General features: G+C 72.8%; 19 protein-coding genes. 9 read left to right on the plus strand and 10 right to left on the minus strand.

The genetic code is table 11. The annotated features are described in order from the left end of the window. Positions 1-82: 82 nt before the first annotated feature. Positions 83-184 (minus strand): helix-turn-helix domain-containing protein, encoded by a 102-nt coding sequence (locus tag ACNAW0_RS12350; RefSeq protein ID WP_416287947.1) that lies wholly within the window; start codon positions 182-184, stop codon positions 83-85. An 11-nt stretch (positions 185-195) separates the two neighbouring features. Between ACNAW0_RS12350 and tnpA the strand changes: the two genes are divergently transcribed. After that, positions 196-612, plus strand: a complete 417-nt coding sequence (tnpA, locus tag ACNAW0_RS12355) for an IS200/IS605 family transposase (protein WP_416287948.1) — start codon at positions 196-198, stop codon at positions 610-612. Between the two features lie 49 nt (positions 613-661). On the opposite strand, the gene ACNAW0_RS12360 is transcribed toward tnpA, so the two are convergent. The 3 genes from ACNAW0_RS12360 to ACNAW0_RS12370 all read right to left on the minus strand — a co-directional run bounded on the left by ACNAW0_RS12360 (position 662) and on the right by ACNAW0_RS12370 (position 2,334). Next, a complete protein-coding gene (locus tag ACNAW0_RS12360) occupies positions 662-1,105 on the minus strand; it encodes a GNAT family N-acetyltransferase (protein ID WP_416287949.1) in 444 nt (147 codons plus the stop codon). Positions 1,106-1,188: 83 nt separating this feature from the next. Further along, positions 1,189-1,755, minus strand: a complete 567-nt coding sequence (locus ACNAW0_RS12365) for a cysteine hydrolase family protein (protein ID WP_416287950.1) — start codon at positions 1,753-1,755, stop codon at positions 1,189-1,191. Between the two features lie 75 nt (positions 1,756-1,830). After that, positions 1,831-2,334, minus strand: coding sequence for a MarR family winged helix-turn-helix transcriptional regulator (locus ACNAW0_RS12370; protein WP_416287951.1), 504 nt, complete (start codon positions 2,332-2,334; stop codon positions 1,831-1,833). Between the two features lie 68 nt (positions 2,335-2,402). Here ACNAW0_RS12370 and ACNAW0_RS12375 point away from each other — a divergent pair, with 68 nt between their 5' ends. Continuing rightward, on the plus strand, positions 2,403-3,638 hold the full coding sequence (locus tag ACNAW0_RS12375) for an MFS transporter (RefSeq protein WP_416287952.1): 1,236 nt from the start codon (positions 2,403-2,405) through the stop codon (positions 3,636-3,638). Positions 3,639-3,647: 9 nt separating this feature from the next. Here the strand turns inward: ACNAW0_RS12375 and ACNAW0_RS12380 are convergent, their stop codons facing one another. Further along, complete coding sequence (locus ACNAW0_RS12380; RefSeq protein WP_416287953.1) at positions 3,648-4,043, minus strand: cupin domain-containing protein; 396 nt, start codon at positions 4,041-4,043, stop codon at positions 3,648-3,650. A 21-nt stretch (positions 4,044-4,064) separates the two neighbouring features. Next, positions 4,065-4,550 (minus strand): GNAT family N-acetyltransferase, encoded by a 486-nt coding sequence (locus tag ACNAW0_RS12385; RefSeq protein ID WP_416287954.1) that lies wholly within the window; start codon positions 4,548-4,550, stop codon positions 4,065-4,067. A gap of 127 nt (positions 4,551-4,677) precedes the next feature. Between ACNAW0_RS12385 and ACNAW0_RS12390 the strand changes: the two genes are divergently transcribed. Together ACNAW0_RS12390 and ACNAW0_RS12395 are read left to right on the plus strand one after the other, a co-directional pair. After that, positions 4,678-6,231 carry a glycosyltransferase family 39 protein gene (locus ACNAW0_RS12390; RefSeq protein ID WP_416287955.1) on the plus strand — a complete coding sequence of 518 codons (1,554 nt, stop codon included), beginning with the start codon at positions 4,678-4,680 and terminating at the stop codon, positions 6,229-6,231. 31 nt (positions 6,232-6,262) lie between these two features. Then, positions 6,263-7,081 (plus strand): TIGR04222 domain-containing membrane protein, encoded by an 819-nt coding sequence (locus tag ACNAW0_RS12395; protein WP_416287956.1) that lies wholly within the window; start codon positions 6,263-6,265, stop codon positions 7,079-7,081. A 27-nt stretch (positions 7,082-7,108) separates the two neighbouring features. Here ACNAW0_RS12395 and ACNAW0_RS12400 read toward each other — a convergent pair whose 3' ends face one another. After that, on the minus strand, positions 7,109-8,578 hold the full coding sequence (locus tag ACNAW0_RS12400) for a YfbK domain-containing protein (RefSeq protein WP_416287957.1): 1,470 nt from the start codon (positions 8,576-8,578) through the stop codon (positions 7,109-7,111). 270 nt (positions 8,579-8,848) lie between these two features. Next, complete coding sequence (locus ACNAW0_RS12405) at positions 8,849-9,397, minus strand: GlcG/HbpS family heme-binding protein (RefSeq protein ID WP_416287958.1); 549 nt, start codon at positions 9,395-9,397, stop codon at positions 8,849-8,851. 186 nt (positions 9,398-9,583) lie between these two features. On the opposite strand from ACNAW0_RS12405, the gene ACNAW0_RS12410 reads away from it, so the two are divergent. From ACNAW0_RS12410 to ACNAW0_RS12430, 5 genes are all read left to right on the plus strand, one after another. Next, on the plus strand, positions 9,584-10,711 hold the full coding sequence (locus tag ACNAW0_RS12410) for a sensor histidine kinase (RefSeq protein WP_416287959.1): 1,128 nt from the start codon (positions 9,584-9,586) through the stop codon (positions 10,709-10,711). Beyond that, positions 10,708-11,340, plus strand: coding sequence for a response regulator (locus ACNAW0_RS12415; protein WP_416287960.1), 633 nt, complete (start codon positions 10,708-10,710; stop codon positions 11,338-11,340). Before ACNAW0_RS12410 ends, ACNAW0_RS12415 begins: the two co-directional genes overlap by 4 nt. Next, positions 11,337-12,017 carry an ankyrin repeat domain-containing protein gene (locus ACNAW0_RS12420; protein WP_416287961.1) on the plus strand — a complete coding sequence of 227 codons (681 nt, stop codon included), beginning with the start codon at positions 11,337-11,339 and terminating at the stop codon, positions 12,015-12,017. Before ACNAW0_RS12415 ends, ACNAW0_RS12420 begins: the two co-directional genes overlap by 4 nt. Positions 12,018-12,148: 131 nt before the next feature. Next, positions 12,149-13,615 (plus strand): hypothetical protein, encoded by a 1,467-nt coding sequence (locus ACNAW0_RS12425; protein WP_416287962.1) that lies wholly within the window; start codon positions 12,149-12,151, stop codon positions 13,613-13,615. Positions 13,616-13,769: 154 nt separating this feature from the next. Beyond that, positions 13,770-14,162, plus strand: a complete 393-nt coding sequence (locus ACNAW0_RS12430; protein WP_416287963.1) for a hypothetical protein — start codon at positions 13,770-13,772, stop codon at positions 14,160-14,162. A 45-nt stretch (positions 14,163-14,207) separates the two neighbouring features. On the opposite strand, the gene ACNAW0_RS12435 is transcribed toward ACNAW0_RS12430, so the two are convergent. Together ACNAW0_RS12435 and ACNAW0_RS12440 are read right to left on the minus strand one after the other, a co-directional pair. After that, positions 14,208-15,374, minus strand: a complete 1,167-nt coding sequence (locus tag ACNAW0_RS12435) for a mandelate racemase/muconate lactonizing enzyme family protein (protein ID WP_416287964.1) — start codon at positions 15,372-15,374, stop codon at positions 14,208-14,210. Between the two features lie 11 nt (positions 15,375-15,385). Next, positions 15,386-16,417 (minus strand): LacI family DNA-binding transcriptional regulator, encoded by a 1,032-nt coding sequence (locus ACNAW0_RS12440; RefSeq protein WP_416287965.1) that lies wholly within the window; start codon positions 16,415-16,417, stop codon positions 15,386-15,388. Positions 16,418-16,525: the final 108 nt, after the last annotated feature.

Here is a 16,525-nt window from a genome sequence, read left to right on the forward strand (position 1 = left end):
AGGCGCATTGGGCGGCCACCCCAAGGGTGACCTTGCGCTGCCGCCACGCGAACTGGCGCTGCTCCAACGCGGTGTTGTAAAGTCAGCGGCACGTGTGCCCCCACGAGGCCAAGCGATCCGCCTGCTCCCCGGTGGGATACAGCCGGTACTTCCGACCCATGTCCGCCTTCACGCTCCACATCATACACTTGGTTTATGGCCGATACCTACCCCATTCGCACCGGCAGACACTGCACTTTCCTGCTCCACGCCCACTTGGTCTTCCTCACGAAGCACCGAGCACGAGTCTTCACCGACGAACACCTGCGCTACCTCGAACAGGTAATGCGCCAGGTGTGCGAACAGTTCGAGTGCGAACTGGTCGAGTTCAACGGCCAGGACAACCACGTCCACCTACTGGTGAACTTCCCGCCCAAGGTGACCCTGTCCAAGCTGGTCAACTCCCTCAAAGGCGTGTCCTCCCGCTACCTGCGCCGCGACTACCCCAACATCCGCCGCCACTTCTGGCGCGGCACCCGGCTATGGTCCGGCTCCTACTTCGCCGGCTCCGTCCAAGGCGCACCCCTGACGGTCCTGCACCAGTACATCGAACAGCAGAACCAGCCGGGATAAAGCACACTCGGGCCTTGGCGACCCTCCCACGCGGACCTTCACCCCCGCCCTAATCGGCGGAGCACTGGCCCGCATCCTGGTAGCTGTGGCGGGCGTAGAGGGCGCGGGCCTCGACGAGGTCGGCACGGGTGTCCAGCCGGATCCGGTCCGCCCCGGCCGCCCGGGCGTACGCCTCAACGGCGGCGAGCAGGGTAGCTCCACCGCCGGTGCCACGCTGCGCGGGACGAACGTAGACGCGGGTGAGTTCCGCCCAGTGGGGACGCCAGCGCAGGCCGGCACACGCGGCGAACTGCCCGTCGCGGCAGGCCAGCAGGAGCACACCGGTGGGCGGGGCCAGGTCGTCGCTGGGCATCTCGGCCAGCGCCGCGGTCACCTCCTCCGGCCGTTCCGGGCGGCCATACCAGCGGCGGACCATCTCCGCCATGTACTCGCGCAGGAGGATCGCCGCGTCGGGGGCGTCGGGCGGGGTGAGGCAGACAGTCCAGGTCGTCACCGTCCGATCGTCGCCGGATGGTCAACGGGTTTTCCGGTCACGGCCGCCGGTAGACGCCGTGGCCGCTGGTCGTGCGTGTCGGCTCAGGCGGGCACGGCCGCGGTGAAGTCGACCTCGGCGGTGCCGACCGTGCCGGCGGTCCGGCCGGGCGCTGTCTGATAGCGCCAGTAGAGGTTGGTGTGGGCGATGACCTGGTCCGGCGGCGGCGCGCCGTAGGACGAGAGATCCTCGGTGGTGTGGGCGTCGCCGACCAGTGTCGCGTCGTAGCCGCGGGCGATCGCGCCGTGCAGGGTCGAACGGATGCACGCGTCGGTCTGCGCGCCGGACACGAAGAGCCGGCCGACGCCGCGCGCGGCGAGCACCGCCTCCAGGTCGGTGTCCTCGAAGGAGTCGCCGTAGGCCTTCTGCACCAGCGGCTCGGCGTCGCGTCGCACGAGCTCGGGCACGTACTGCCAGCTCTCGCTGCCTGAGGGGAACTCCTCGCTGTTGTGCTGGACCCAGACGACCTCGACGCCGGCGGCGCGCGCCTTGTCGACCAGGGTCGCGATGTTGGCGACGATCCGGTCCCGGTCGTGCGCGTGCGCCACGACGCCGTTCTGCACGTCGATGACGAGTAGGGCGGTGTTCGGTCGGTCGATCAGGGTGGTCATGGCTATGACTCCTCCGGGAGGTGCGAATTCTGGTCCGCGGCCACCCTAGACCGGCCTACGGACAGAATGCAGCGGTCAGGACCGGGCCGGCGGACGCTCGGCGGCGAGAGCGGCGCGGCGCAGTAGGTCCGACAGCAGTCGCCGCTCCTGCGGGATGAGCGCGCCGAGTACCCGGTGCTCCTCGTCGCCGACCACTCCGAGCGCGCGCCGCCAGGCTGCCCGGCCGGCGTCGGTCAGCTCGACGTCGATCCGCCGCCGGTCGACCGGGGAGGGGATCCGTCGGACAAAGCCGCGGCGGACCAGCGCGTCCACCCGGGCGGTGATCGAGGCGGGCGCCATGCGCAGGTCGCCGGCGAGCTCTGACGGTGCCGCCCGGCCGCCCCGCCCGGCGAGGGCGTGCAGGGTGCCGTACTCCTTCTCTTGGAGGTCCAGCTCGGCCAGGGCCCGGTCCTTCACCTCGCGTAGGTGCCGGGTGAGGACCGACATGCGGGTGACCGCGCCTTCCACGTCGGGGTCCAGGTCGGGCAGGACGGGCAGCCAGCGTGCCACGTGCTGGTCGGTGCGGTCGCGGTCGGTCACCCCACCACGGTACGCCGTCACCGAAATATTCGTTGTCAAACTATTCGACGTCTAAGTATTCTTCCCGGGTGACTCATCCCCTCCGGCTGCGCGCCTTTCGCCTGCTCTTCCTCGGCCGTACGGTCTCGGCCGTCGGTGACGCCGTCGTGCCCACCGCCCTGGCCCTGGCCGTGCTCCGCGCCACCGGCTCGACCGGCACGCTCGCGGTGGTGCTCGCCTGCGCGATGGTGCCCCGGCTGCTCCTGCTACCCCTCGGTGGCGTGGTCGCCGACCGCTTCGACGCCCGCCGGGTGGCCATCGCCACCGACCTGGTGCGCTGCGCCGCCCAACTCGTCGTCGGCGTCGAACTGCTCGGCGACGCCCCCGCCCTGGTCCACCTCGCGGTCGCCTCCGCCGTCGGCGGCGCCGCCTCGGCCTTCGCCATGCCAACCGCGTCTCCACTGGTGGCGGGCACCGTCGACACCGACGGCCGGCAACGGGCGAACGCACTGATGGGCGCCGCCGGCAACGCCAGCCGGCTCGCCGGCCCCGCCCTGGCCGGCCTGTTGATCTGGGCCGCCGGTCCCGGCTGGGCGTTCGTGCTGGACGCCGCGTCGTTCGCCGTCAGCGCCGTGCTGCTGTCGGTCATCCGGGTCCGGCACGTGGCCGTCCCGCACCGGCCGCTCCGGGCCGACCTGGTGCTGGGCTGGCGGGAGGTCCGCTCCCGCGACTGGTACTGGTCGAGCATGCTCGCCCACGGCGTGTGGAACGGCGCCGCTGCGGTGCTGCTCACCCTCGGCCCGGTGGTCGCCGTCGACCGGCTCGGCGGGGAGGGCGTCTGGGTGCTGCTCCAGCAGGCCGGCGCGGTCGGCCTGCTGGTCGGATCGCTGCTCGCCGCCCGGATGCGTCCCCGCCGGCCAGTGCTGCTGGGCAACCTGGCCCTGGCCACGTACGCCGCGCCGTTGCTGCTGCTCGCCGTCGCCGCGCCCGCCCCGGTGAGTATCAGCGCGTACTGCCTCGCGCTGGTCGCGCTCGGCTTCCTCAACCCGGTCTGGGAGACCGTCGTGCAGGGCCAGTTCCCGCCCGAGGTGCTGGCCCGGGTCACCTCGTACGACTGGCTGATGTCGCTGGGCGCCATGCCGGTCGGGTACGCCCTCGCCCCGCTCGCCGCCGGGGCCTGGGGTCCGTCCGCACCCCTCGCCGTAGCCGGCGTGCTGGTGCTGCTCGCCTGCGTCGGCACCGCCGCCGTCCCCGGCGTACGCCGGCTGGGCTGGCCGGTCAGCGCCCCGGCCGCACCCCCGGAACAGGTGCCGGCGGGGCGCTGACCGGCCCGGTCACAGCCGGTGCCCGGTGGTGGCGTCCACGTCGGCGGGGACCTCGTCGTGCCGGTCCCCCACGCTGGACGTGCCCGACGGCTCGAACATCAGGATCGACGCGCCGTCCGGCGCGGACGGCCGGTGCTCCACCCCGCGCGGCACCACGAACACCGCGCCGCGCGGCAGCACCACCTCCCGCTCGGCGCCGTCCGCGCCGTCGCGCAGAGCGATCCGCAGCTCGCCGTCGAGCACCAGGAAGAACTCGTCGGTGTGGTCGTGGGAGTGCCAGACGTGCTCGCCCGCCACCTTCGCGATCCGTACGTCGTAGTCGTTGACGATGGCGACGATGCGGGGGCTCCACAACTGGTCGAAGCGCCCCAGGGCGGCGGCCAGCTCGATCGGCTCAGCTCTCATGCGTCAATCCTTGCGTACCGGTCACAGAGGGCGATGCATGACATGCAACCCCACCCGGCCCAGGGTGGGGTGGGCGAAGGATTCCGGCACCGTGCCGATCACCGCGAAGCCCAGCCGCCGGTACAGCTCCACAGCCGCATCGTTGGTCTCCACCACCGCGTTGAACTGCATCGCGGCGTACCCCCGTCGGCGGGCCCAGTCCAGGGCGTACTCGGCCAGGGCCCGGCCGACGCCGCGGCCCCGGGCGTGGGCGGCGACCATGAAACTGGCGGTGGCCACGTGCGCGCCGGGGCCGGGTCGGTTGGTGCCCATCTTGGCGGTGCCGAGGATCCGCCCGCCCTCGTCGGCGACCACCGTGTGGCCGGGCGGTCGTTCCACCCACACGTCGTAGGCGACCTCGGCGGGCCACGTCGGGTCGTAGGGGAAGGTCTCCCCGCTGGTGATGACGTCCTCGACGATCGGCCAGACCTGCGCCCAGTCGGCCTCGGTGAACTCGCGAATCCGCATTCCGGGAACACTAGCGAGGCGGCCCGCCTCGCTGCGATCCGGTTTCCAGCGCTCCGTACCCGAACTGTGATCCCGCGGACCGGCGAACGGGACCGCGCGTGGCACCTGCATGGACCATCATGGGCGCATGGTCGAACCCGCCACCGACCTGGACCGTCGCGACGCTGCTCCAGCGCCGCCCAAGGTCGCCGGGCCGCCGCCACCCGGCCCCCGCACGGCCGGCCCGTGGCTGGTCGGCGGCGCTGTCACCGCCGCGCTGCTGCTGCTCGCCGGCCGTTACGGCTACCACCGCGACGAGCTGTACTTCCTGCTCTGTGGCCGTCACCTCGACTGGGGATACGCCGACCAGGGGCCCCTGGTGCCGGCCCTGGCCCGGCTGGCGGACACCATCGCGCCCGGCAACCTGGTGGTGCTGCGCACGCCGTCGGCACTGATCGCCGGCGCGGCGGTCGTCCTGGTCGCGGCGATCGCCCGGGAGTTCGGCGGCGGCCGGGGCGCCCAGCTGCTCGCCGCGTTCCTCGGCGCCGTCGCGGGGATCGTGCTCACCCCCGGCCACCTGCTCAGCACCACCACGGTCGACCTGCTGGTCTGGCTTGCCGCCGCCTGGTGCGCGGTGCGGATGCTGCGCACCGGGGACAGCCGCTGGGCCCTCGGCATCGGGCTGGCGCTGGGCGCCGGCATGCTCAACAAGCTACTGCCCGCCCTGCTCGCCGTGGGCCTGCTGGCCGGGGTGGCGATCGCCGGGCCGCGCCGGCTGCTGCGCGACCGGTGGGTGCACGCCGCCGCCGGCATCGTCGTCGTGCTGGCCGCGCCGTACCTGGTCTGGCAGGCCGCGCACGGCTTCCCCCAGCTGTCCGTGGCCTCCCAGATCGCCGGCGGCGACAGCTCCTACAGCGGCCGCCTCGACGCGATTCTGTTGAAACTGGTCATCATCAGCCCGGTCGCGGTGCCGATCTGGATCGCCGGGCTGGTGGCACTGCTGCGCCGCCCGGCCTGGCAGGCGTACCGGGCGATCGGCTGGGCCTGGCCGGTGGTGTTCGCCATCGTGCTGCTCGCCGGCGGAAAGGGCTACTACGACGCACCGCTGCTGCTGGTCGTCACCGCCGCCGGCGCGGTGGTCACCACCGACTGGGCGGGCCGGGGCCTGATACGGGCCCGGCAGGCGCTGCTCGCCGCCGGCGCCGCCGTGGCGGTGACCGGCAGCGTGATCCTGCTGCTGCCGGTCCTGCCCGCCGACCGGCTGCCCGGCTTCGTGGTCGACGTCAACTACGACGCGGGCGAGACCATCGGCTGGCCCGCGTTCACCGACTCGCTCGCCGCCGTCCACCGTGGCCTGCCGCCCGAGCAGCGGCAACGCGCGGTGATCCTGACCGGCAACTACGGCGAGGCGGGCGCGGTGGCCCGGTACGGGCCGCAGCGGGGGCTGCCGCGGGCGTACTCCGGGCACAACAGCATGGTCGCGTTCGGCCGACCGCCCGAGGGCGCCGACGTGGTGATCGCGGTCGGCTGGGCCCACCCCGACCAGCTACGGGGCTGGTTCACCGAGGTTACTGAGGCCGGCCGGATCGACCAGCGGGTCGATGTCGACAACGACGAGAACGGGTTGCCCATCTTCGTCTGCCGCGGGCTGCGGCGGCCGTGGGCGCAGATCTGGGAGACCGAGGTACGCCACGCCGGCTGACCACGGTCGCAGGCCGTGAATACTTGTCGGCATGCTCTGGGGTGTCAGTGGTCCGGTCTTCCTGCTCGACTATGTCGCGGGGGTGGCCGGGGCCCTCGCGATCGCGTTGTCCGTGCGGGCGCTGGCCGGGTGGCGGGCCCGCGGCGAGCCGCTGTCGACCGTCGAGCTGGCGTACCTCACCGACCGGGCCGGGTTGGCCTGCCAGGTGGGCATGGCGGCGCTGCGCCGGGTCGGCCTGGTGCACCTCGGCGAGCTGGCGACACTGTCTGTGGACGGGCCGCCACCACCCCGGTCCGCCCCGCTGGTGCGCGCCCTGCACGCCGCGCTGCGCCGGCCGCAGACCTGGGCCGCGGTGCTCGCCGACCCCGGCGTGGGCCGCGCGCTGCGCCGGCTGGTGAGCCGGCTCGTCCGCGACGGCTGGCTGCTCACCCCGGCGCAGCGGCGTCGCGTGGCGCTGGGCACCCTGCCGTTGTTCGCGGTCGCCGCCGTCGGGGTGACCCGGCTGCTGGACAGCGCGGTCGAAGTGCGCGATGCCGGCGGTCCCGCCTCCATGGCGGGCCTGCTGCTGTGCTGCCTGGCCACCGTGCTCGGCGGCTGGTGGCTGTGCGAGGTGCCGGAGACCGGCGCGGCCGCGCGGCGGCTGCTACGCCGACAGCGCCACACCTACGCCGCGCTGGCGCCGGAGCAACGGCCCGTATGGAGCGAACGCGGCACAGACGAGCTGCTGACCGCGATGGCGGTGTTCGGGCCGCGCCCGCTGCTCGCCGTCGACCCGGCCTTCGCCGAACTGGTCGGGGTCGACCCCGATCGCACGCGGCCGCGCGACTACGCCACCACCAAGCGGCGCTGATCGCGGTTTTGCGAGCGCGGCCGGGGATCAGCGGAGTTCGGCAGCGAGGTGGATCACCTTCGCGAGGTCCTTCACCTCCACGTCGTCGGTGGCTGCGCCCGCCCGCTCCGCGATCGCCGCCAGGTCGTCCAGGCGCACCTCCCGGCCGGAGGGGCCATCCTGCAGCGCCTGGGCGAAGTAGGCGGCCGCGTAGCAGGTCCGCAACCGGGGGGACGCGTCCCGGAAAGCCCGGTTCAGGTCGGTGACAGTTACCGATTCGTACGCTTCGGCGGCCTCATGGTTCCCAGGATCGGTCCATCGCACGTGCACGCCGGCGACCCGGGCCGACGGGGACGGCTCGTCGGCGAGCCGGACGGCGTAGAGCGCCGTGACGCTGTGGCCCGGTCCGACCTCGCCGCCGTCGACGCGGTCGTCGCGGAAGTCCTCATCGTCGATCGCCCGGTTGTCGTATCCGATGAGGCGGTAGGACCGCACGGTCTTCGGTTCGAAGCTCACCTGCACCTTGGCGTCGAGCGCCCGGACGCTCAATGTCGCCGGCAACTGTCGGGCGAACACCTTTCGGGCCTGGGCCCGCTCGCTGACGTACACCACGAAGCCGTCGCCCTTGTCGGCCAGTTGCTCCATCAACTCGTCGCCGTACTCGCTGCCGACCCCCACGCCGAGCAGTGAGATCTCCTTCTCCGCCTCGTCGCGTACCCGGCGCAGAATCGGCTCCGCCTTCGTCGCGCCCGTGTTGGCGAGACCGTCGGAGAGCACGATGACCCGGTTCGTCTTGCCGGGGCGGAAGCCGTCGCGGGCCACCCGGTAGCCGAGCACCAGGCCGGCTTCAAGGTTGGTGCTGTCCTCCGTCTGGAGGGAGTCGATGGCGTCGTGCAGCTTGTCGGCGTCGGAGAGGCGGGTCATCTCCCGGACCACCCGGGCCCGGTGGCTGAACGCGACGATGGCGATGGAGTCGGTGCGCCGCAGCTGGTCCACGAGCGTGTGCAGCGCGTCCTTGACGAGGTCGAGCCGGCCGGGCTCATCCATCGACCCGGAGACGTCGACGACGAAGGTGAGGGCGGCGTCGGGTCGGCTCTCCTCGTCCTCCGAACGGGTCTGCAGTCCGACCCGCATCAACCGGACCTGCCCGGAAGCCTCGTGGGTGTCCGGGAGGCGGGCGCCGTCGACGTGCACGGCGAAGCCGTCGCCGGCGGGCTCGGTGTAGTCCTGCCGGAAGGAATTGACGAACTCCTCGGGCCGCACCGCGGTCTGCTCCGGCAGTTGTCCGTCCATGATGAGCCGGCGGGCGTAGCCGTAGGACGCGGTGTCGATGTCGACGCCGAAGGTGGAGCGCGGATCGTCCTCCGTCGCGGTTTCGTCCCCGCCAGACCAGGGCGTGTCGCCGTGGTGACGGACGGGTGCGTGGGCCGTGTCGCTTCGCTGCGCGCCCCCGGTGGAGCACGCGGTGACCGTCATCGTGATGGCGAGCGCCGCCAGCAGCAGCGGCGTTCGTCTCATGTGGACCATCGGATCCTCCCGACAGGTTGGGGGCCGGCGATCCGGCCGTTGCGTGCCGGATCCGTCACCGTCATTGACGCAGATGGACAGTGCGGCGGATCCCGTCGTGGCCGAGCCGATACCCAAGCGTGAACGTCGTGACCACTCCGTGTGCGGAATGTGACCTGAACCGGCCGGCAATGCGCTCGCGGGCCGTTCGCGCCAGGCAGCAGCCGTCGACCCCTGGGCTACGATCTGCGGACCTGCGGGCGAGGCGCCTGCCGGCCCCAGTCAGCGCAGGGTGTCCGTCCCGGCGTTGGCGTACTGCTCGTCGAGGTCGCCTGACGGCGCGCCGCCGACTCCGATGGCCCCGACGATCTGACCGCCGACGGTCACCGGCACGCCACCGGCGAGGAACAACGTTCCGGGGATGTCGCGCAGCGTGGCGCCCTGGCCGGTGACCCGGCCGGCGAGCGCGGAGGTCGGCTGGCCGAAGGAAGCGGCCGTGAACGCCTTGCGAATCGCGGACTCGGCCGTCTGGGGGCCCGCGCCGTCGCCCTTGAGCTGTACCTGGACGGTGCCCGATCGGTCGAGGACCACGACGGTGACACGGTGGCCGCCCTTCTCGGCCGCCTTGAGTGTCGCTTTGGCTGCGCGCAGCGCCGCGTCGATGTCGAGTGACGGGTTGGTGACCACGTCGCTCCTGGCTGCGGTAGCGGCGGCGCTGTACGCGACCGCGGGCTCGGCGGCGTTGGCATTGATGGTGACGCCGGTGACGGTGGCCACAGCCACGGCGCCGGCGACCAGGCCGAGCGTGGCCCGGCGGCGGACGTTGATCATCCCAATGCTCCTCTTGTTCGACGGTCGAGTCGAGGTGACGTCCCCCAGGCTGATCGTGATCCGCGGAACGGACATGGCCCACCGGATCCAACCGCGATACATCAGACGGTTGATTCGCCCGCCGGAGACCTGCCGTACGCTGGGCATTCATCAAGATCAGCGGGAAGGCGTGAAGGAGGTGCGGTAATGCGGGAGGACCGGCTGCGCTCGGCGATGCGGTGGGGCTTTCTGCTCCTGCTGGCCGCCTCCGCTTCCCGTTATGTAGCGCACCACGGCTGGGGAGCCGCAACCGTCGGCGTGCTGGCGCTGGCCGGGGTACTACTGGCCGCGTACGCGATGAACGAGCTGGGCCGTTTCGCGCCCGGAGCCCGCTTCGCGGCGCTGATTGTCGCGTTCCTCGCGCTGGTGCTCGTCGCGCCGAGCTTCGCCTGGTGCGCGATCCCGCTGTTCTTCCTGGGCCTGCGCCAACTCCCCCAACGCGCGGTCTGGCCACTGGTCGGGCTGCTGACCGCCGCGGTCGTGATCGCGCAGATCCGCCTCGCCGACCGGTTCGACCCCAGCCTCCTGCTCGGGCCGGTCGGCATCGCCGCCGTCACCACCACCGTCTTCGTCGAACTGGACCGGCAGAACCGGGCCCGGCAAAACGCGCTCGACGACCTCCTGGCCACCCGCGATGAGCTGGATCGCAGCCAGCGCGAAGCCGGGGCGCTGGCGGAACGAGCCCGGCTGTCACGGGAGATCCACGACACCCTCGCCCAGGGCCTGTCGAGCATGAACCTGCTGCTGCAGGCGGCCGACCAGGACTGGGACACCGAGCCCGCGCAGGCGCGTGGGCATGTGCGGCAGGCCGCGGCGACCGCCCGGGAGAACCTGGCCGAGGCGCGCCGCTTCGTCCGCGGGCTGGCCTCGCCGGCGCTCGACAACGCCTCGTTGACCGACGCCCTACGGCGGTTGTGCGCGGCGACCGAGCGGGACACCGACACCCCGGTCCGATTCACCGTGGCGGGCACGGTCGTGCCGCTCGGCGTCGACAACGAGGTCGCCCTGCTACGGGTCGCGCAGAGCGCCTTGGCCAACGTCCGCCGCCACGCACACGCACACCAGACCGCGGTGACGCTGACCTACGGCGACGAGGAAGTGATGCTCGACGTGTACGACGACGGCACAGGTTTCGACCCGGCGGTCACCAGCGGATTCGGGCTGACCGGCATCCGCGAACGGATAGCGCACCTCCGCGGCACGGTCACCATCGAAAGCGCACCCGGTGAGGGCACCGCGCTCGCCGTGTGCCTGCCACTGCGGGAGGCGCGATGACGGCCCCGCTGCGGCTGATCCTGGTCGACGACCATCCGGTGGTCCGCGCCGGCCTCCGCGCGCTGCTCGGCGCCCGGCCGGACATGGCCGTGGTCGCCGAGGCGGCCACGGCTGACGACGCCGTCCGGCAGTCCGCCGCGCTGCGCCCCGACGTGGTGCTGATGGACCTGCAACTCGGCAACGGAGTCGACGGGGTCGCGGCCACCGAGCACCTCCTCGCCCTGCCGGACCCGCCGCGCGTGCTGGTGTTGACCACGTACGACACCGAGGAGGACATCATGCGCGCGATCGAGGCCGGCGCGACCGGATACCTGCTCAAGGACTGCCTGCCCGAGGAACTCTTCCGCGCCGTGCACGCCGCCGCCGCCGGACAGACGGTCCTCTCCCCGCCGGTCGCGGCCCGGCTGATGGACCGGATGCGCGGGCCGCGCACCACCCTCAGCACCCGCGAGGTGGAGATCCTCACGCTGCTCGCCCGCGGCCATGCCAACAAGGAGATCAGCCGGCGGCTGTTCATCAGCGAGGCCACCGTCAAGACCCACCTGGTCCACATCTACACCAAGCTCGGCGTCGACTCCCGTACCGCGGCGGTGCACGCCGCCGTCGAACGGAAGCTGATCCGGCTGTGAAGCGCCGTACCCTGCTGTCCCTCACCCTTACCCTCACCGTGGCCGGCTGCACGCGGCCCGACCCGACACCACTCTGGGAGGAACGCATGACCACGCCCGCCGACCAGGCCCTGCTCGCCGCGGCGAGCGCCGGCGACACGGAAGGCGTACGCGCCGCACTGGCGGCCGGCGCCGACCGGGAAACCCGCGATACGCGGCGGCGTACGGCGTTGCTGCTGGCCGTCGCGAACGACCACGTCGAGGCCGCCCGCGTGCTCGTCGACGCCGGCGCCGACCCGAACGCGCTCGACGACCAGCACGACACTCCGTGGCTGGTGACGGGCGTGACCGGCAGCGTGGCGATGCTCGAGGTCCTGCTGCCGTCGGGGCCGGATCTGACGATCGTGAACCGGTACGGCGGGATCTCGGTCATCCCGGCGAGCGAGCGTGGCCACGTCGACTACGTCCGCCGCGTCGTCCGTACCGGCATCAACGTCAACCACGTCAACAACCTTGGCTGGACCGCCCTGCTGGAATGCGTCATCCTCGGCGACGGAACGAAGCCGTACCAGCAGATCGCGGAGATCCTCGTGGCCGCCGGCGCGGACGTCCACCTGCCCGACAAGGACGGCGTCGACGCGCTGCAACACGCACGCCACCGTGGATACCAGCAGATCGTCGCCGTCCTGTCACGGTGAGCACAGCACGGGTGCTGGCCCGTCTCCACACCGATGGTCCAGGCGAAGTCGCGCTGCTGCGGCCCGGCGGCGCATGCGGCACAGTGACACCGGCGGCCGGCACACGGCCGGAACACGAAGGGCGGTGGCCGGTGGAGGGTCCGACCGGGGTGGTCTTTCCCCTGACCGACGGGACGCGCAGCACGACGGCACTGGGCCGCGCCGTGCTCGCCGACGCCCTGCGCGCGGTCGACCCGGTCGGCACGCGCTCGGCGGAGCACGAGACGAACTGGCGGCACGGCTACGTGGGCCATTTCCGCCGGCTCGTCGAGGCGGGACTGCTCTCCCGCGACGCCGCGGTGAGCATCGCCCGCGACGGTCTCGCCGCCCTGCACGCCCGGATGCGGGTCGTCGGTGCGGACGGGGCGGAGTCGCCGCTGAACGACGTCTTCGCCACCACCGACGCCGGGCAGCCGCCGCTGGAAACCGCCACCGTCGCCGGCACCGGCGAGCCCGAACGGGAACTGTCGCTGCCGTACCGCGGCCAGCGGCTGCGCGGCGACGAGCTGCACCGCCGGCTCGACACCTGGGTCACCGCCGGGGTGATCGAGCCGTCCTGCGCCGAGGCGGTCCGCGCCGTCATGGTCAACCCCGACTGGCTCGACCTGCGCGACCAGCGCATCGTCGTGCTCGGCGCCGGCGCCGAGATGGGCCCGCTGCCGTCGGTGCTGCGCTGGGGCGGCGACGTGGTCGCGGTGGACCTGCCGCGGCCCGACATCTGGCGGCGGCTGCTGCACACCGCCCGCCGGTACGCCGGCCGGCTGCACCTGCCGGTGCGCCCCGGCACCGGCGACGACGACCAGGCCCTCGCCGCCGGCGCCGGCGCGGACCTGCTGCACCGCCTCCCCCAGGCCGCGCAGTGGCTGCTCGGCATGGACGGCCGGCTCGTGCTCGGCAACTACGTCTACGCCGACGGCACCACCAACGTCCGGGTCGCCATGGCCGTCGACGCGCTCACCCGCCACCTGCAACAGTGCCGCGACGACGTGGCGTTGGCCTTCCTCGCCACACCCACCGACGTGTACGCCGTCCCCGCCGAGGCGGTGCAGCACGCCGAGCGGGGGTACGCCGCGCGCGGCCTCGCCCGCAGGTCGCTGCGCGTGCTCTCCGGCGGCCGGCTGCTGCACCGCAACTACCCGCCCGGCGCCGACCCGGGCGTCAACGACAGCCTGGTGCCGCAGCAGGGCCCGAACTACGCCCTGGCCAAGCGGCTGCAACGGTGGCGGGCGACGGTGGCACGCGAGGCCGGGACGACCGTGTCGTTCAAGGTCGCCCCACCGACGCGTACCCGCTCGGTGCTGCGCAACCGGGCACTCGCCGCCGCATACGCGGGCGCGCACCGGTTCGGCATCGAGGTGTTCGACCCGGCCACCAGCAACACCCTGATGGCCGCGCTGCTCGTGCACGACCTGCGTACCGGTGGCGGCCCGGCGCACGAGCAGCCGTGGCGGGATGAGGCGTACGGGGCGGCGCACGGCGGGCTCTGGCGGGTGCCGTACGCCCCGCGCAGCGCCCTCGGCCTCGCGGTCCTGCTCGGTCTCGGTGCCGCCCGCGGCTGAACGTGTGATCGGGGCGGCCGGGGTGAATCATGAACGGGTGGTCAAGAGACCCGGGAAAAAGCCTCGGCCGTCGCGTTCCCGGCGCGGACTGGCCCCGGGGCCGTCCGGGCTGCCTGCACCGCCGGCACCGCCCGTGTGGCGGCTCCAACTCGCGATGTACGGCTGGCTCGCGTTCACGGTGCTCGCCGGGGTCGGCTTCTGCGTTGGTGCGGGCATCTACGTCCGCGACGAGGTCGCGCTCGATCTCCATCACCGGTACGCGGTCGGGCGCGTGATCGACGTGCACACCTCTGTCCGGGGGCCGGGCTCGGTGCGGGTCAGCTATCTGGCCGACGGGCGGCAGGTTGAGGCGTGGGTCGAGCAGCCGTGGTTCGGCCGCGACGCCGACGTCGACGATGAGGTGCGCATCGAGTACCTGGCGTCGGATCCCACGGTCGCGCGCCGCGCCGGCGCACATGACCTGGTGGGGGTCGTCGTGGCGGTTGGCGTCCCGCCTCTCGTCGCACTCGCACCCGCGCTGCTGCGCCACCGCCGTCACCGGGCCTGATACCGCATCCTCCCCGGGACATTGTGATCGCCCGGCCAGGATGGTCTACCGGGCGAGGACGTCGACGGCGAGCTCCCGCACCACCGACTCGTCGACGTCCACGCCGAGCCCTGGCCCGGTCGGCACCCGGGCGACGCCGTCCTTGATCTCGACGGTCGCCCCGCTGGCGTATGACGACTCCAGGAACTGCCGCCCGTTGAGGTCCACCGGCGTGTCGATGCCGTACGCCGCGAACAGGTGCAGCGAGGCGGCCAGGCCGAGGTCGGAGTCGGTGAGGCCGGAGCCCATCAGCCGCACCCCGGCGTCCTCCGCGAGGGCGCAGAGCCGCCGCGACAGCGTCAACCCGCCGCTGCGCTGCACCTTGGCGATGGCCACGTCCACCGCGTCGAGCTTGACGAAGGTGGCCAGGTCGCTCGGGTGGCGCAGGCTCTCGTCGAGCGCGACCGGAACCGGCGACGCCTCCCGCAGGCGGCGCAGTCCGGCGACGTCGTTGGCCGGCAGCGGCTGCTCGAACGCGGTGACGTCGAGGTCGGCCAGCCGCCGGGCCATCCGCAGCGCGGCGTCCACGGTGTACGCCTGGTTGGCGTCGACCCACAGCGCGCCCTGCGGCGCGGCCTCGCGGACCGCCCGCACCACGGCGACGTCCTCGGCCTCGCTGTGCAGGCCGATCTTCACCTTGAACGCCCGGTAGCCGAGGGCGTGTCCCTCGGCTACCGCGTCGGCCACCTCGGCGGCGGTCTGCCCGGACACGATCCAGCCCAGCTCGATCGTGTTCCGGCGGCGCTGCCCCCACAGCACGCCGACGGGCACGCCGAGCGCCCGGCCGAGCAGGTCGTGCAGCGCGACGTCGACGGCGCACTTGGCCAGCGGCGCGCCGATGGTGAAGCCCCGGTTGACCGCGCGGTCGAAGGCGGTGGTCACCCCGTCGAGGTCCCAGGCCGGGCGGCCGAGGACGGCCGGGGCCAGGTACCGGTCGATGGTGGTGACGATCGACTCGGCGGTCTCATACGTCCAGGCCGGGATCGGGGTGGCCTCGCCCCAGCCGGTCAGCCCGTCGGCGGTGACCTTGACCAGCACCCGGATGCTGGGCTGGCCGGCGACGGCGACCGACCCGCCGGACACCCCGAACGAGCGCACGGTGGGTAGGGCGACGGCATACGTCCGCACCGAGTCGATGGCCAGCCCGGCCAGGTCAGCGGCGAGAGAATTCACGATGTCCTCCGTCAGTTCAGCTCGGCGGTGCTGGCCCGGAGGACCACCTCGCCGCCCATCCTCAGGATCCGGCGGCGGTTCCGCCCGGTGTTGTCGGTGAGCGCCAGCTCCATTGCCTTCTCCCCGATCTGCTGCAGCGGCAGCGCGACGGTGGTCAGCGGCGGGGTGAGGTCGCGGACGATCGGGATGTCGTCGAAGCCGGCGACGGACACGTCGTGCGGGACGGACAGCCCGTGGTCGCGCAGCGCCGCGCAGGCGCCGATGGCCATCACGTCGGTCAGCGCGAACACGCAGGTGGCGGTCAGCCCGCGGGCGAGCAGCTCGGTCATCGCGCCGTAGCCGCCGTCGCGGGTGAACGGGCCCTCCACGATGTCGGTCGGGGCCAGCGGCACGCCGGCCTTCTTCAGCTCGTCGCGGAAGCCGCCCAGCCGGTCGACGACGGTGGTCAGCGCCGGCGGCCCGGCCAGCACCGCGAACCGGCGGTGACCCAGGTCGAGCAGGGCGCGGGCCATGGCGGCCGCCCCGGCCCGGTTCTCCGGCAGCACGCTGTCGACCTTGAGGCTGCGGTGCCGGCTGACCACGGCGACCCGGCCCCCGCCCTCCAGGTAGGGCTTCAGCTCGGCGTCCAGCGCGCCCTCCCAGCGCGGGTCCTCGAATCCGGAACCGATGAGCAGGATGGCCAGCGCCCGCTCGGCACGCAGCATCGACACGTATGCGATTTCCCGCTCCGGGTCACGGAACGTGCTGGCCAGCATCACCAGCAGGTTCTTGTCCCCGACGACCCGCATGACTCCGCCGGCGATCGCGGCGAAGTACGGGTCGCTGACGTCGTGGCAGATCACCCCGACCGTGCGGTGCGACGCCCCGGCCAGGGCGCGGGCGTGCGCGTTCGGCGTGTACGCCAACTGCTCCGCCGCCGCCAGCACCCGGTCCCGCAGCTGTGGGGTCACCCGCATGCCGTTGAGCGCTCGGGAGGCCGTGGCGAGTGAGACCTCGGCGGCTCTGGCCACGTCCTCCAGCGTCACGTGCGTCCGTGGCTGCATGGACTTCCCCCTGCGGAACTTCTTGACCGGAAGATTTCGGCATGGTTACCGTAGCACCCTGAAAGCGCTTACTGAAAGCGCATTCAGGGTGGGCTCACCGGGGTGTTT

Origin of the sequence: Micromonospora sp. SL1-18 (assembly GCF_047921505.1) — a bacterium.
GTDB lineage: Bacteria > Actinomycetota > Actinomycetes > Mycobacteriales > Micromonosporaceae > Micromonospora.